The 15,721-nt window shown below is 58.4% G+C and carries 15 protein-coding genes; 7 read left to right on the forward strand and 8 right to left on the reverse strand.

Annotation, left to right across the window (positions count from 1 at the left end):
* The first annotated feature begins 11 nt into the window (after positions 1–11).
* Positions 12–1,433, forward strand: a complete 1,422-nt coding sequence (gene sseA / locus T18_RS03435; RefSeq protein WP_038490668.1) for a 3-mercaptopyruvate sulfurtransferase — start codon at positions 12–14, stop codon at positions 1,431–1,433.
* A 138-nt stretch (positions 1,434–1,571) separates the two neighbouring features.
* Here the strand turns inward: sseA and T18_RS03440 are convergent, their stop codons facing one another.
* Complete coding sequence (locus T18_RS03440; protein WP_038490665.1) at positions 1,572–2,216, reverse strand: dihydrofolate reductase family protein; 645 nt, start codon at positions 2,214–2,216, stop codon at positions 1,572–1,574.
* 54 nt (positions 2,217–2,270) lie between these two features.
* Entirely contained in the window at positions 2,271–3,155 is an 885-nt protein-coding gene (locus tag T18_RS03445) for a DUF4344 domain-containing metallopeptidase (protein ID WP_013635909.1), read from the reverse strand.
* Positions 3,156–3,317: 162 nt separating this feature from the next.
* Here T18_RS03445 and T18_RS03450 point away from each other — a divergent pair, with 162 nt between their 5' ends.
* From T18_RS03450 to T18_RS03460, 3 genes are all read left to right on the forward strand, one after another.
* Positions 3,318–3,785, forward strand: coding sequence for a DUF1203 domain-containing protein (locus T18_RS03450; protein WP_038490663.1), 468 nt, complete (start codon positions 3,318–3,320; stop codon positions 3,783–3,785).
* Between the two features lie 98 nt (positions 3,786–3,883).
* Entirely contained in the window at positions 3,884–4,219 is a 336-nt protein-coding gene (locus T18_RS03455) for a PilZ domain-containing protein (RefSeq protein WP_003512551.1), read from the forward strand.
* 199 nt (positions 4,220–4,418) lie between these two features.
* Positions 4,419–6,407 carry a bifunctional 2',3'-cyclic-nucleotide 2'-phosphodiesterase/3'-nucleotidase gene (locus T18_RS03460; protein WP_003512549.1) on the forward strand — a complete coding sequence of 663 codons (1,989 nt, stop codon included), beginning with the start codon at positions 4,419–4,421 and terminating at the stop codon, positions 6,405–6,407.
* A gap of 45 nt (positions 6,408–6,452) precedes the next feature.
* Here T18_RS03460 and T18_RS03465 read toward each other — a convergent pair whose 3' ends face one another.
* Together T18_RS03465 and T18_RS03470 are read right to left on the reverse strand one after the other, a co-directional pair.
* Complete coding sequence (locus T18_RS03465) at positions 6,453–7,004, reverse strand: DUF2087 domain-containing protein (protein WP_038490661.1); 552 nt, start codon at positions 7,002–7,004, stop codon at positions 6,453–6,455.
* Between the two features lie 200 nt (positions 7,005–7,204).
* Positions 7,205–8,173, reverse strand: a complete 969-nt coding sequence (locus T18_RS03470; protein WP_038490657.1) for a LysR family transcriptional regulator — start codon at positions 8,171–8,173, stop codon at positions 7,205–7,207.
* Positions 8,174–8,322: 149 nt separating this feature from the next.
* On the opposite strand from T18_RS03470, the gene T18_RS03475 reads away from it, so the two are divergent.
* The gene (locus T18_RS03475) at positions 8,323–8,940 is read left to right on the forward strand and encodes an FMN-dependent NADH-azoreductase (protein ID WP_013635903.1); all 618 of its coding nucleotides are present in this window, start codon (positions 8,323–8,325) and stop codon (positions 8,938–8,940) included.
* A 42-nt stretch (positions 8,941–8,982) separates the two neighbouring features.
* On the opposite strand, the gene T18_RS03480 is transcribed toward T18_RS03475, so the two are convergent.
* From T18_RS03480 to ilvA, 3 genes are all read right to left on the reverse strand, one after another.
* Entirely contained in the window at positions 8,983–10,248 is a 1,266-nt protein-coding gene (locus T18_RS03480) for a sensor domain-containing diguanylate cyclase (RefSeq protein WP_035251754.1), read from the reverse strand.
* Positions 10,249–10,365: 117 nt separating this feature from the next.
* Positions 10,366–10,674 carry an HlyU family transcriptional regulator gene (locus T18_RS03485; RefSeq protein WP_013635901.1) on the reverse strand — a complete coding sequence of 103 codons (309 nt, stop codon included), beginning with the start codon at positions 10,672–10,674 and terminating at the stop codon, positions 10,366–10,368.
* Positions 10,675–10,750: 76 nt separating this feature from the next.
* Positions 10,751–12,025, reverse strand: coding sequence for a threonine ammonia-lyase (gene ilvA, locus T18_RS03490; protein ID WP_046205586.1), 1,275 nt, complete (start codon positions 12,023–12,025; stop codon positions 10,751–10,753).
* A gap of 79 nt (positions 12,026–12,104) precedes the next feature.
* On the opposite strand from ilvA, the gene T18_RS03495 reads away from it, so the two are divergent.
* The gene (locus tag T18_RS03495) at positions 12,105–13,562 is read left to right on the forward strand and encodes a TrkH family potassium uptake protein (protein ID WP_003512541.1); all 1,458 of its coding nucleotides are present in this window, start codon (positions 12,105–12,107) and stop codon (positions 13,560–13,562) included.
* A gap of 107 nt (positions 13,563–13,669) precedes the next feature.
* Positions 13,670–13,924, forward strand: coding sequence for a heavy-metal-associated domain-containing protein (locus T18_RS03500; protein ID WP_003496638.1), 255 nt, complete (start codon positions 13,670–13,672; stop codon positions 13,922–13,924).
* A 281-nt stretch (positions 13,925–14,205) separates the two neighbouring features.
* On the opposite strand, the gene T18_RS03505 is transcribed toward T18_RS03500, so the two are convergent.
* On the reverse strand, positions 14,206–15,699 hold the full coding sequence (locus tag T18_RS03505) for an ABC transporter substrate-binding protein (protein ID WP_038490653.1): 1,494 nt from the start codon (positions 15,697–15,699) through the stop codon (positions 14,206–14,208).
* Positions 15,700–15,721: the final 22 nt, after the last annotated feature.

Raw genomic sequence — 15,721 nt, forward strand, 5'->3', positions numbered from 1 at the left:
GGAGAGACATCGTGAGCACGGATAAGAGCCGTTTCGTCGTTTCGGCGGACTGGGTAGAAAAGCAGCTCGGCACGGCCGGGTTTCGTCTCGTTGATGCCTCGTGGTATCTGCCGGCGCATAAACGCAACGGTGCGGAAGAATTTGCGGCGGGTCACCTGCCCGGTGCCGTGTTCTTCGATCAGGACAAGATCGCCGATCATGCAACCGGATTGCCGCATTCCCTGCCCTCGCCAGAGTTCTTTGCGGAACAGGCGGGAGAGCTTGGCCTCAGCGACACCGATACCATCGTGGTCTATGACGGCCCCGGTTTCTTTTCCGCACCGCGCGTGTGGTGGATGCTGCGGGTGATGGGCGTGCGCAAGGCCTACGTGCTGGATGGCGGTCTTGACGGCTGGAAGCGCGAAGGCCGGCCGCTAGAAACCGGCTCGCCGGAAATCGAGCCTGCCACCTTCACACCCGATTTCAACGAAAAGCGCGTGACCTCGCTACCGACCATGCGCGGCATCGTTGACAGTGGCGAAAAGCAGATTGCCGATGCCCGCGGCGCGGGACGTTTCACCGGCGACGAGGCCGAGCCGCGTGCCGGCATGCGTTCAGGCCATATGCCTGGCGCTCGCAGCCTGCCCGCCACCGCATTTTCCGAGAACGGCCACTTCAAGGACCTCACCGCCATCCGCAAGATGGTGGCGGATGCCGGTATCGATCTTGGCAAGCCGGTGGTGACGAGCTGCGGCTCGGGCGTTACCGCCGCCGTCATTACGCTGGCGCTGGAATCGCTCGGCCACCAGGATAATTCGCTCTATGACGGTTCGTGGTCGGAATGGGGTGGACTGGAAGACACGCCTGTTGTCACCGGCCCTGCCGAACCTCTTCCCGTGGTGTCACATGGGCCGTTGAAGGCGCATGTCACGCAGCTTGAAATGACGGCGCCGCCGAAGGTCAGCCTTGCTATCCCCGTCAACATCCAGACGGCACTGATGCGGGTCACCGATATTCCCCTGCACTTCTACCGCTACATGTACTGGCGGGTGGGAAAACGTTGGCACTGGCAGAAACGCATGCGCATGAGCGATGCGGAACTGTCCGCCGTCCTCAAGGACCCGAAGAACAGCGTCACCGTCCTTTATATGAACGGTGCTCCCGCCGGTTTCTTCGAGCTGAACAAGGCAAGCGACGAGGTAACCGAGCTTTCCTATTTCGGGCTTCTCGAAGAGGCAATCGGTGCTGGCGTCGGCAAATGGTTCCTGTTGCAGGCGCTTTACGCCGCCTGGCAGGACAATCCCAAGCGCGTGACGGTGACCACCAACACGCTTGACCATCCCCGCGCGCTGCAACTCTACCAGATGATGGGATTTTCTCCTGTTGGTACCTATGAGGCCTGGGTAGAGCCGCTGTCCGATACGGAGCTTCTGGAAATCTCGCTGCGCAACTGAGTTCGTCACGTCGGGGATGGCCCGCGCTATTCCCCGACTATAGAGCAGATCCGACTACTCCTCCCTCATTCCTGTGCTTGTCACAGGAATGAGGGAGTGGGAGGCAACCGCACATGAAACCATTGTGTAGTTTGCGACTCAGGCTTTATCGATAATCAAATGGGTCGCGCCCTCACCCGCCGAGGTCCCGGTGCAGCGATAACCAAGCGCAGGCAAATCCAGCCCCTGGAAGAGGTTTTCGCCCTTGCCGAGAAACACCGGGGCCAGCGCCAGATGCAGTTCGTCGATCATGCTTCCGGCCATATATTGCCGAATGGTCGAAACGCCGCCGCCGATCCGGACGTCCCTGCCGTTTGCCGCCTCCAACGCCATGTCGAGGGCGGCCTTGATGCCCGTGTTGACGAAATGAAACACGGTGCCGCCCTTCATCGCAAAGGAGGCGCGCGCATGGTGCGTCAGCACGAAAACCGGCACGTGATAGGGCGGCTCTTCCCCCCACCAGCCCTTCCAGTGTTCATCCGGCCAGGCACCGCGGATAGGGCCGAACATGTTGCGGCCCAAGATCCAGGCGCCGATATTTTCGAAACTCTTCTCGGAAAACTGCTCGTCCGTGCCGGTCGAGCCGCCTTGCTTGCCGAACATGCGGTGAAAGGTGCGGGTCTTGAACGCCCATTGATGCAGGGTTTCGCCATTCACACCCAGCGGGTTCTGAAGACTTTGATCCGGCCCGGCACCGTATCCGTCAATCGAAATGGCGAAATTTCGAACGACAACCTTCGGCATGGCAATATCCTCCCGTTTCAAGAGGACAGGTTGCCGTGCATCCGGTAACTGGCCTCAGATTTCTCTTTCCAGAGTAACGGCCGTCGGGGTATGCCCGCCGGCGGAACCTTTGTCTTCGGTAACGCTGTTGAGGAGATGATCGGCAATCAGCTCCGCCTGGAATTTACCCAACTCGTAGCAATAGGTGATCTCACGTTTTTCGGCCGACCAGTAGACATCGGGACGCCCGCAGGACTTCGCCGTCAACTTGACCTCGCCTTTCAAGCCGTAAACGCCGAAACTGCGGCTGATAAGATCGAGAACCTTCGATTCCTTGACCATGATGGCGTAAGGTTCCAGCTCCGGATCGCGCGGCGGCACGTAGCTCACGGTAAATCTGGATGGTGTCTGCGCGCGGTGGGGCGTCAGAAAATCTTCCCACGCCGATGCGATACGCGGATAGGCGGCGCCACATTTGGCAAATTCGTCATTGGCGAGCCCCATCATGGTGGCAAGATCGCCATAGCCGTCCTTGTCGCGGCCGACCATCAGGCAGGCCATGTTGCGATCGCGGCTCCTGTCGGGAACAAGCGCCGAAAACACCGGTGCTTCGTGCTGGGGCAAAGCCTCCGTCTCGCGCGCCAGATACCAGCTGTCGGTAGCGTTGACGAGTGCGGTATCAAGCCATTCCTCGTTGGCCTGAAGGATGAGCGTGCCCGCCAGCTGATCGGCAGGTGCTTGCGCGCTGCCGGTCTCCGGCGCGCCGAAATCCGAGATCAGCATGCGTGCACCCTCGTGATAAAGCGAGAAGATCGCATTGCCGATGACGAAATTGACCGCCTGCTGGAGCTGATCGTCGGACAGGCCATCTAGACCGGAGGCGACCTGCGCCTGCGTGTCGATCGGAACCGTCAAAGAAACGAAAGCCAGCGGAACGGCGGCCAAAAAACGACGGAACATAAAATCAGACCTTCCGGGATCGAGGAGCGCCACTGATTCCCGATGCTAACGAGTCACGCAATGGGCTGGTTGCATCACCCGTCAAGAATCGGGTGGATAGAGGTCTGTTTCGAGATCATAGCTGCAAAGAAGCAACGCCGATCCCAACAGAAGGACCTCGCCATGACCGATCTCGTCTTTACAGCAATGCCGGCTAAGGAAGCTGAGGCTTTCCGGGCGGGAGCCGCCGACGCCTATGGCAACCCGCCGGAAAAGGCCGTTTCTCCAGGCGGCATGCCGTGCCGCCATTGCCTTTCCCAGATTAATGAAGGCGAAGGAATGCTGATCCTCGCCTACCGGCCCTTCCATTCGCTCCAGCCCTATGCGGAAACGGGGCCAGTCTTTCTTCACGCTGAGGCCTGTGAGCACTATCCGCAGACGGATGCCCTTCCCCCGATGCTTAACAGCCCCGATTATATCGTTCGCGGCTATGGCACTGACGACCGCATCGTCTACGGCACCGGCGCGGTGACGGCGACGGACGAAATCCTTTCACGCGCAGCGCATCTTCTGGAGCGGGCAGACGTCGCTTATGTGCATGTGCGCTCCGCCCGCAACAATTGCTATCAGTGCCGTATCGACACAGCATAATCGCGCGATTACTTGCAATTTTAAGCAAACGGCTAAACGGCTCTCAAACTTTCTACGTCATGATGCAAGCATCGGAAACAATTGATTTGAGTAGCGAAATGACAAACAACCTCAATATGGCGACCCGCACTGCGACCCGTAGCAAGACCCGGATCTACGCGACCGTGCACTATTTCAGCCAGTCGACCCGAGGCCGCGTGGTGGACCTGTCCGCCACCGGCATGGCGCTCGAACTGGACGGACCTTTCGCTGCCGCCAAAGGAAGCCGGGTGAAGGTGCAGAGTGAAGATCTGGGTTTCATCGAGGGTGTCGTGCAATGGCAGCACATGAACCGGCTCGGCCTGCAACTCAAACTTTCCACCAACACGCTGGCACAACTATCGTCTTATTTCCGCTTCTTCCACGAAGAAGTAAAACCGACTCTCGCCCGCTAAGCAGACGTTTCCGACAAGGGGAATGCGCAGATCGGACATAGCGCATTCCCGAAGCGGGCCATGCGCGGCAAAAAATTTATCAAACGGTTGAAAACTGGCCCGTCCGTCACGGGCTTGTCATTTTGATGATGGACTCCTCGGGGATTGCTTCTACCTTGTCGTTTTCCTGACAGAGCAAGCTTCATACGAAGGAGTTCCCATGTCGTCGCTTCTCGCTCTCCACCCCATCACTCGCCGTTCGCTTCTGGGTGGCATCGCCGCCTCTTCGGCTCTGGTGCTGTTGCATCCCTTCGCCGCGCGCGCCGCAGCCAACCAGGCGCATCTGCGCATCATGGAAACGACTGACATCCACGTTCACGTCTTTCCCTATGATTATTACGCCGACAAACCGAACGACACGATGGGTCTGGCGCGCACCGCTTCGATCATCGGCGCCATCCGTGCCGAGGCCGGAAACTCGATGCTGGTGGATAATGGCGACTTCCTGCAGGGCAATCCGCTCGGCGATTACATCGCCTATGAGCGCGGCATGAAGGCCGGCGACAAGCATCCCGTCATCAACGCCATGAATGTCCTTGGCTATGATTGTGGCACGCTTGGCAACCACGAATTCAATTACGGCCTCGACTATATGTCCAATACACTGGCGGGCGCCGGTTTCCCTTATGTATGCGCCAACCTCACCAAGGGTCAGTTGGCTTCCGATCCCAAGCAGGATGAGCTGTTCTTCAAGCCTTACGTCATCCTCGAGAAACAGATCCGCGATGGTGCAGGCGTAACCAGCCCGGTCAAGGTCGGTATCATCGGTTTCGTGCCGCCGCAGATCATGATGTGGGATTCCAAGAATCTGGAGGGCAAGGCCCAGACGCGCGATATCGTCGAGGCGGCTAAAGCCTGGGTTCCGGTCATGAAGGAAGAAGGTGCCGATATCGTCATCGCGCTTTCCCATTCCGGCATCGATGGCAAGGGCCAGACCGATCGCATGGAAAACGCCTCGCTTTATCTGGCGGGCGTGGAAGGTATTGACGCCATCTTCACTGGTCACCAGCATCTGGTCTTCCCCGGTCCGAAGACATGGGACGGCATCGAGGGTGCGGATGCGGTCAAGGGTACGCTGATGGGCAAGCCGGCCGTGATGGCCGGTTTCTGGGGCTCGCATATGGGCCTCATTGACCTTCTGCTCGAAAAGGACGGCAAAAGCTGGAAGATCGTCGATTTCACCTCCGAGGCCCGGCCGATCTACCACCGCGACGACAATCGCAAGGTCGTTGCAGATGTCACGGACAAACCGGAGGTCATAGCCGCCGCCAAGGCAGATCACGAAGCGGCGCTCGCCTATGTGCGTCGCCCGGTCGGCAAGACGTCGGCGCCACTCTATTCCTACTTCGCGCTGGTGGCCGACGACCCGTCCGTGCAGATCGTCTCCAATGCCCAGACGTGGTACATCAAGGACATGCTGAAGGAAGGGCAATATAAGGATCTGCCCGTGCTTTCGGCAGCAGCGCCATTCAAGTCTGGCGGTCGCGGTGGTGCGGATTATTACACCGATGTCCCTGCCGGTGACATCGCCATCAAGAACGTCGCCGATCTCTACCTCTACCCCAACACGGTGCAGGCGGTGCTGATCAACGGTGCGCAGGTGAAGAACTGGCTGGAAATGTCCGCCGGCATGTTCAACACGGTCGAGGCCGGCGCAAAGGATGCGCCGCTCCTAAACGCGGATTTCCCGTCCTATAATTTCGACGTCATCGACGGTGTCACCTACCAGATCGACATTTCCAAACCGGCAAAGTTCGACAAGGACGGCAAGGCCGTCAATCCCGACAGCAACCGCATCGTCAATCTGCAATTCGACGGCAAGCCGATCGACCCCGAGCAGAAATTCGTGGTGGCGACCAACAATTACCGTGCAAGCGGCGGCGGAAAATTCCCCGATATCGCCGCCGACAAGGTGATCTTCGTGGCGCCCGACACCAACCGCGACGTGATCGTGCGCTATATCATCGATCAGGGCACCATTAACCCGTCGGCGGATGCCAACTGGTCCTTCGCCCCGGTTGCCAATACGACCGCCATCTTCGAGACTGGTCCGAAGGGTCGCAATTACGCGGCTGACATCAAGGGTGCAAAAATCGAGGATGCCGGCGACGGCGCCGAAGGTTTCGCAAAGTTCCGCCTCGTTCTCTAGAGCTTGCAGCCCTCCCGGCGTTTCATCGGCCGGGAGGGCATTTACTCAATTGCGGTCACTCACGATACGCAACAGCAGTGGCAGTTCCGGCGGTGGCTTCTGCTCGATGCGTTGATAGTCGCTGCCATCGCGGTTACGGCGGATGAGCCGGAGACCCGCCATGTCACGCCGCAGCATCGCGGCATCTCCAAACAGGTGCAGACCATCGAGAAAGCTGCTGAATTCGCGCTCTGAGAAACTGCGACCGGCTGGTATTCTTGCCCACAGATACCAGAGGCACAGTTCCTGCTGGGAGCGGCGGGCCGGCCATTGCACCAATCTACCGGCAGCATCGAAAGTCCGCGCGGTCTTCAGCACACTGCCCTCATTGGCAGGCATTGTCTCCGGTCGTGTCTGCGGTGGCGGCGAGCCACTTGCTACGGGTGGCGTGCGCGCGGCGCGCAGATGCTGGAAGTTGCGAAACCCGGCAGCCCGGCTCAGGAGATTGAGCATCTCCACATGGCTTGGCTGGCGGTCCAGCCTGCCGATTTGTTCGCGTAGCGATTTGGCAAAGGTGGAGAGGTCGGCGATATCAATGGAAAAGATCGAACGTGGCATGACTTACCCTCGAGTGCCATTCCGAAGAGGTGTCGCTGATCGCCGGCTTCCGACTAGGCACGGGATAAGTGCTGTCAATCTTTCAAAATGCAGGTTTAGCTTCCCTTGCGGGACGGCGATGCCTCGGTGAACTGCTGACCGTGTTTCCTGTATAAGGCAGGCCATTCACCTTCGTCAATTGGTCACTCAGTCAACCCATGTCACTCGGCGGCGACAGAAATAGTCCGCTGTTTGCTTCCGGCAATTATCCTGTTGAAATCCTTCTGGTTCGGGCATGCCGACAGACGCTGCTGAAAGGCCGTGGCAAGCCACTGGCCAGCGGGACCGGCGGGTGAATCCACCCGGCGCAGCGCAAAGATCGGATATTCGCCCTGCTCATAAGCTTCAAGATCAAGTGCCTTCAGGCTGCCATTGGTCAGGTCGTTGCGCACGATCGATGCGGGCAGACCGCCCCAGCCGAGACCGCCCTTGATGAGCTGGTATTTCGTGGCGATGTCGCTGACCCGCCATGTCTTGTAAGACAGCACGTTGAAATCACGCCCCTTGGTCAGCCCCGACGCATCGGTGACGACGAGCTGGACCTCCTCGCGGACATCGCCCAGAACCAGCGGCCTCTCGATCTGTGCCAGTGGATGATCAGCGGCGACGACCGGCAGCATGAAGGAATGGCCGACCTTTTCGACGACGAGTTCGTCATCCTGGCGCAACAGCGCCCCGCCGATGCCAATCCCAGCCTTGCGGGAGAGCACCATATCCATAACCATGCCCAACTCACCCACATTAAGACTGAGGGTAACGGTGGGGAATTCCTTTCGAAAATCGCGAAGCACCGCAACGACGGCTTCCGCCGGCACCATGGTGCTGATGGCGACAGAAAGCTCGGCCTCCAGCCCCTGCTTCAAACCCTTAGCACGCGCACGCATTTCCTGCAGACCGGCCACGATGCGCCTTGCATCTTCCAGCATGGCGCGACCCTCGTCCGTCAATCGAGGCTGGCGTACGCCATTGCGCTCGAACAGGCTGACTTCAAGCTGCGCCTCGAGATTGGCGATGGTGTAGCTGACAACAGACTGGGCGCGATTGAGCGCCCGTGACGCGGCAGAGAAACTTCCGGTTTCGGCAACCGTCAAAAACACCTGCAATTGGTCGAGCGTCGGGTTCGCGTCCATGTTCCATCCATTTCATCGATAGGTCGCTTCCACATTATCACAGTTTTCTTGATGGCATCAATTGGTCATATAGGGGGCAAAGGAAGGGTATCGTGCTCTCCCGCCCTCCCAAGGCGCCCGTCAATTCATCGCTTATGCAAGGAAAGACCATGTCCAACATTCTGCTCATCACCTCCAGCCCGCGTGGCGACGAGTCGGTTTCCAACAAATTTTCCGGCGAACTCGCAAACAAGCTGAAGGCCAAGTCGGCTTCCAACACCCTTGTCCACCGCGATCTTGCTGCCGACCCCATTCCGCATCTCGACACCGTCAAAACCGCTGCGATCCGCAAGGCTCCAGACCAGCGCACGGCTGAAGAAGCGGTTGCAGCCGATTTTTCCGACAAGCTGGTTGCAGAGCTTATGGCCGCCGACACTGTCGTCATCGGCACCGGCCTCATCAACTTCAATATCTATTCCGGCCTGAAGTCGTGGATCGACAACGTCGCCCGCGCTGGCCAGACCTTCAAGTACACCGAAACCGGCCCGGTTGGTCTTGCCACCGGCAAGAAGGTCTACATCGTGCTGGCCGCCGCCGGCGTTTATTCCGAAGGCCCGGCTGTGTCGATGAACCACGCCGTTCCCTACCTCAAGACCGTTCTTGGCTTCATGGGCATGACGGATGTGGAAGTGATCTATGTCGAAGGTCTGGCATTTGGCCCGGAAGCCGTTGAGAAGGCCGTTGCGGCAGCCGAAGCAAAGGTTGCCGAACTGGCGCAGGCCGCCTGAGGAGCCATTTGACACATGGTGATGCCGGCTCGATTGCCGGTATCAGCCGACCCACATTCCGTAACGGCCGTGCACCTGATCGCGGCCGTTATTTTTTGCCGCATAGAGCCGCGCATCGGCTTCCGATAGCAGCGCGCGGAAAAGCTGCCCGTCCTCGAAAGCCGTGGCGACGCCGATGCTGACAGTCAGCGGCGAACCGTCTGGCCGTTGCAGATCCTTCAATATCGCCGTCCGCAGACCTGCTGAAAAGGCAAGTGCTCCCTCATGGGTCATCGTCGGCAACAGGGCCACGAACTCCTCGCCGCCGAACCGGTAGAGATGGCCGTGCGGTTGCACGATGCGTTTCAGAACGGCGGCGAATTCCCGCAACATCTCATCGCCCTGCAAATGCCCAAAGGTATCGTTGACGGTCTTGAAGTGATCGATATCGACGATCAGCACGCTGACGGGACGTTTCTTTTCCAGACATTCCACGACGACGGACGGCGCATCGAGTTCCATGCGGGCGCGGTCAGACACACCGGTCAGCATGTCGCGGCCGGAACGGGACAAAAGCTCCTCGTAGCGTTCCCTGAAGGTGAGGTCGTTGAAGACATCGGCAACGCTGCGGCGCGTCAGGAAGCGGCCTTTCGCCGCCGTCAGCTTCAGATAAATGGCAAAGAGCAGAGCATAGATGGCAACGGCCACCATCTTCGCTTTCCAGCCATCGTAAAAGACATCGACCGGCGCGTTCAGCATATATCGCAACGCCGCGTAAAAGCCTGCCTGATCCAGGCTCAAAATCACCACGCCACAGATTGCGAAGCGCAGGACAATATGGCGCTGCAAATAGCGTCCCAGCTTTTCGTAAAACAGGATGATGGCGATGGCGTCGATATAAAGCAGGCTGGTTCCCCAGACCATCAGCACGCCCATCTCATCCAGAAATCCGGTATCTACCGACTGTCCGGGGACAATTGCCACCGTCGGATGGAAGCGGATGATCTGCACCATGATGATGGTGAGTATATTGCCGAGAAACAGGCCGTAGATCGGCTGGCGGACGACTGCCGCATCCTCGCGCATATAGAGCATGAGGATCATCATCAGTTTGCCGGCAAAAAGGATCGAGGAGCCGGGTGATACTACGCCAAATGGCAACTCGACGTAAAAGACCGCCGCCAGGTAGGTTTCCAGGAAATGCATGACGCCAAGCGCGGTGAGAAAAACACCGATGCCGAGAATATGCCGGTAATGAAGGAATGCCGTCATTACCGAAAAATAGACTATGGCTTCCGCCACGAAGAGGGCCAGATTTGCCCATTGCATCGGCATACGCCCTATCGATCCACATCGCGCCGGTTCATCGGCGCGACTTCATGCCCTCTGAAGACGATAGGCCGAAGCAACCAACGGAATCTTAATGTCCAGCAGAAGAAACCGCCATCATTTTCCTGGGAAGAGCGATGCACCGTTCTGGTCGATGATCAGCTTTGCCTTGCGGATGGTGAACTCAACCGCATCGTCCATGCTGGTGAAGACATCGGCGCGCACGAATTCATGCACGAGCGTTTCCTCGCCGTCCTTTTTCTCGATGCGGCCCGCCAAACGGAACTGGCCGCCTTCCTTCAGCGGCGTAGCATAGATCAGATAGTCTCCATGCACATGCGGTTCCGACTGCGCTGCCTTCTGCGGCGCATCCGCGGACTGGCCGGAGCCGAAGGCCGAAAGGATTTTGGAAAAAAACGATGCCATGGCTTTCACTCCCTTAATCTGTCTCGCATTTCGAAGGGCGGATATGCTCCGCCCTTCCCCGTCGCTCTTATCCCGATCAGATGATCAGGTTCGACAGGATCTCGTTTTCGGTAATATCCTCATAGCCGAGGCCCGCAGCCTCGAAACGTTCAAGAAGCCCTGCGAAGTTTTCCTGCGCGTTGGTTTCGATGCCGATCAGGATCGAACCGAAATTGCGGGCCGATTTCTTCAGATACTCGAAACGGGCGATATCGTCGTCCGGGCCAAGCAGATTGAGGAAATCGCGCAGCGCGCCGGGGCGCTGCGGCAGGCGCAATATGAAGTATTTCTTCACGCCGGTGTAACGCATGGCGCGTTCCTTGACGTCAGGCAGGCGCTCGAAATCGAAATTGCCGCCGGAGACGACGACGATAACCGTCTTGCCTTCCAGTTTCTGGCGGCCGAGCTTCTCCAGCGCGGCAATGGACAGCGCACCCGCTGGCTCCAGCACCACGCCTTCGAGGTTCAGCATCTCGATGATGGTCACGCAGATGGCGTTTTCGGGGATGAGCAAAACCTGCTCGGCCGGAAAATCCTTCAGCGCCTGGAAGTTGAGATCGCCGATGCGGGCAACGGCGGCGCCGTCGACGAAATTGTCGACCTTGGGGAGCGTTACCGCTTCGCCGCGCTCAAGGCTCCTTTTCAGGCTCGGCGCGCCTTCCGGCTCGCAGAACACGAAGTTGCCCTTTTCAACGTTGCCCGCCAGAAATCCGGTAAGGCCTGCCGACAGCCCGCCGCCGCCAACCGGCATGACAACCATATCCGGTTTGGTGCCTTCGGGAAGCTGGTCCATGATTTCGGCAGCAACCGTCGCCTGGCCTTCGATGATATCCTGATGGTCGAAGGGCGGCACCATGTAGGCGTCATTGTCTTCGACGTATTTGCGCGCGGCGGCGTAACATTGGTCGAAAATATCGCCCACCAGACGGATGCTGATGAATTCACCACCGAAGATCCGGGTCTTGTCGATCTTCTGCTGCGGCGTGGTCACCGGCATGAAAACAACACCGTGAACGCCGAAATGGCGGCAGGCGAAAGCAAAGCCCTGCGCATGGTTGCCGGCCGAAGCACAGACGAAAACCTTGTCCTTGCCAGCCTTCGCAACAGCCTTGCGGAGAAAGTTGAATGCGCCTCTAATCTTGTAGGAACGAACCGGAGACAGATCCTCACGCTTCAGCCAAATCGACGCGCCATACCGACGGCTGAGATGTTCATTCAACTGCAACGGCGTTTCCGGGAATATCTCCCGCACTTCCCGCCGCGCTGCCTCCACAAGCTGCTTGTCCACGATTGTCAATCCATTGAAATTCATAATGGCACCCGCTATGCCATAGGAAGGCGTCAGAGACAAAGACTCATTTCACGCTGCCACGAACCCTGGGTTTCATTTCTTGAACAGCAATCTTCTGCGCTCGGTCATATATGTGGCGTCCATCTTCGGGCTCTATCTCGCGACGGCCATGTTCCTGCCCGCGCTGACGGACCTTTATTACGGCAATGACGACTGGACGGTGTTTGCGCTTTCAGGCTTCATGTGCGGCGGCTTTGCACTTGCCTGTGCGCTGGCCACGCGCGCACCGATCGCGTCCTTCAATAAACGTTTCGGCTTCCTGCTCGTCAACGTGCTCTGGCTTGTATTTTCCATTGTCGGAGCGGTTCCGCTCTATCTGTCCGAGCTTGACCTGACGCCCGGTCAGGCCCTTTTCGAATCGGTCTCGGCCATCACGACGACGGGATCGACCGCCATATCCGGCCTCGATAATGCGCCGCAGGGCATACTTCTGTGGCGGTCGTTGCTCTGTTGGCTCGGCGGCATCGGTATTGTCGCGCTTGGCCTCTTCATCCTGCCGCTCTTGCGCGTTGGCGGCATGACCTTCTTCCGCATGGAATCATCCGACACCGGCAATGACCGGCCCTTCGCGCGGCTGGCAAGCTTCACCCGCGCTTTCGTGGCGATCTACATCATCATGACCATCGCCTGCACGGTGGCTTTCGATTTTGCCGGCATGTCGCATTTCGATGCCCTCAACCATGCCATGTCGACGGTTGCGACCGGCGGTTTTTCCACCCACGACGCCTCGTTTGCCTATTTCAACAACACGGCGCTGCTTTGGATTGCCACCATCTTCCTGATCTTCGGCAGCCTGCCCTTCTCGGTGATGATCCTGCTTGCGGTGCGCCGCAGGCTGGAGACGCTGCGCGACCCGCAGATAGCCGTCTTCCTTGGCTATCTCTGCGCGATTTCCATCGCAGTCGGCGTTTATCACCACCTTAGAAACGGCGTGCCGCTGGATACTGCGCTCAGCCATTCCTTCTTCAACATGACATCAATCCTCTCGACCGGTGGCTTTGCGAGCGACGACTACACCCTGTGGGGTCCGTTCGTTGTCGTCGTTGCCTTTTTCGCAACCTTCATGGGCGGCTGCTCCGGCTCGACGGCGGGTGGTATCAAGGCCTATCGTTTTCTGATCATGTTCAATGTCGTTCGGGCGGGGCTCAAAAAGCTGATCTATCCGAACGCGGTTTATTCGGTCCGTTACGGCCAGCAGGTGGTCGATCCCGACACGATCCGGACGATCTTCCTTTTCGTCAGCTGTTTCATCGCGCTCTGGATCGCCGGCAGCCTCGCCATGAGCCTGATGGGTTACGATTTCCTGACTGCGACCTCGGGCGTTGCGACCGCACTTGCCAATGTCGGGCCCGGCATCGGCCCGATAATCGGGCCTGTCGGCAATTTCTCCACGATCAGCGATCCAGCGCTCTATCTCCTGTCTGTCCTGATGCTGCTTGGACGTCTGGAAATCCTCACCGTTCTCGTGCTGCTGATGCCGATTTTCTGGCGCAACTAAAATGCCGGTGCGCTTATTTTGGCTGCCTTAATAAAGCGCTTGACCTTCCCACGTTGGAATAGTCCAGGCTCCTGCTGTTACAAGTTCCAACCCAAGGAGAACCGCCTATGTGCACCGCCCACCAGCATCACCCCGAAACCGCTGCCGCACCTGTTGATGCCGACCTTTCTTTCCACGTTGAAGACATGACCTGCGGTCACTGCGCCGGTGTGATCAAGGGCGCAATCGAAAAGACCGTTCCCGGTGCCGCCGTTCATGCTGATCCGGCAAGCCGCACGGTTGTGGTTGGCGGCGTCTCCGACGCGGCACGTATTGCTGAAATCATCACCGCTGCAGGCTATACGCCGGAAGCGCGCGCCTGATTTGACGAGATGCCGGCGGCGGCCTTCATCCCTGCCGCCGGATCGACCTGCCTGCCCCCGCTTCACGCCGAGCTTGCGTGACAGCCGCTGGACGATACCAACGTCCGCCCCTTCTTACCTCCCCCAGGCTGCATATGCCCTCTCCCTTCCCAGGGATGACAGCGGAGGTTTTCCGGATTTCAAACCCGTATTCGTCAAACGCCGGCATCAATCGTCTCTGTGCACACGAAAAACCCGGCTCTTGCGAGCCGGGCTGGGCTTCATCGGCAATGTCGCACGCCTTACTTCGTTGCCAGATCCTTGGTCATGACGAAGTAGTTGATGGGATGGGGCTTGTAGTTTGCAAGCTTCTCCGAATAGGCGTCGAATACGGTCTCATGGATCAGGAAGACGGTGACGGCCTCCTCATACAGCTTCTTTGCCGCCTCGCCGTAAATTGCATACCGCTTGGCAGGTTCGGCCGTCGCATAGGCCGATTTGATCAGCTTGTCGGTGTCTTCGTTGCAATAATGCGAGATATTGTAGCTGCCGCCGCAGGTATAGTCGGCATTTAGGAAGCCGGCCGGTTCGGCAACATCTGTGGCATAACCGCGGGACAGGAGCGCCATGTCGAAATTACCGGACAGCAGATCTGGCTCGATTGCACTGTAATCGGCGACGCGAACATCAACCTTGATGCCGATTTCCTGCAACTGGGCCTGGATAATGGCCGCGACATCCTTCAGTTCCGTTTTTGCCGTATAGGCGAGGAGCGCGATCTTCAGACTGCCTGGCGCTACGCCTGCCTCTTTCAGCAGAGCCTTTGCTTTCTCGACATTATAGGCGGGCTCGACTTCCTTCGCGGCCCATGGCTCTCCCGCTGCGAAAGGCAGGGTAGCACCCTTTACCGCGCCTTCATAAATGCTGTCGGCGATACCGGTGGTGTCGATGGCAGCCTGAATCGCCTGACGCACTTTCACATTATTGAAAGGCGCCTTCGCGTTGTTCAGCAGGAGTTCCGTAATGCGCGGCGAAGGAATTGGCGCGACCTTGACGCCGTCGGTGGATTCGATGGTCTTGACCGTCCATGGTGGCACAAGGCGCGAAATCTGCGCTTCGCCGGTTCGGACCTGGGTGGCGCGGGTGTCGGCATCGGGAACGAAGTTGACGCGGCCTCCGGAAAGCTTCGGCATGCCGCCCCAATAATCGTGGTTGGCGGAAAGAAGCATATACTGGCTGGGGTCGACCTCCGTGATCTTGAAAGGCCCGGTGCAGGTCCCGACCGGATCGACTTTCCCGTCCTTATAAGCGGCGGGGGCAAGGATTGACGTGGCAGGGCTCGCCATTTGCGCCGGCAGCATCACCGATGGTTCGATGGTGGTTATCTTCACGCTGTCGTCGCCGCTCGCTTCGACAGAAGCAATCAACTTCGGCGAGAAGGCGCGGGCTGGAACCGGCGCCTTCAGAAGATTGGTCAGCGCATTGACTGCGGTTGCGGCATTGAGCGGCTCGCCATTCTGGAACTTCACACCCTTGCGCAGCTTGAATTCCCAGACCTTAGGGTCCGTCTGCTTCCAGCTTTCGGCAAGACTGGCCTCCAGTTTCATGTCGTAGCCGACCCGCACGAAGCTTTCGAAACAACCCGCGCGTGAGCCGAGATAGGCGTCGTCCGACGCCATTTGCCAACCGGTCTTGACACCGAAATTGTCGTCATAGGTAATCGTATCGGCCTTGGCCGTTTGAACTGAAAACGAAACCACAATGGCGCTTGTCGCCAAAAGTACGTGCTTTATCATTGAATATTCCCCTTTTATTTTT

The sequence above is a fragment of the Rhizobium sp. TBD182 genome (genome assembly GCF_001950375.1).
GTDB lineage: Bacteria > Pseudomonadota > Alphaproteobacteria > Rhizobiales > Rhizobiaceae > Agrobacterium > Agrobacterium tumefaciens.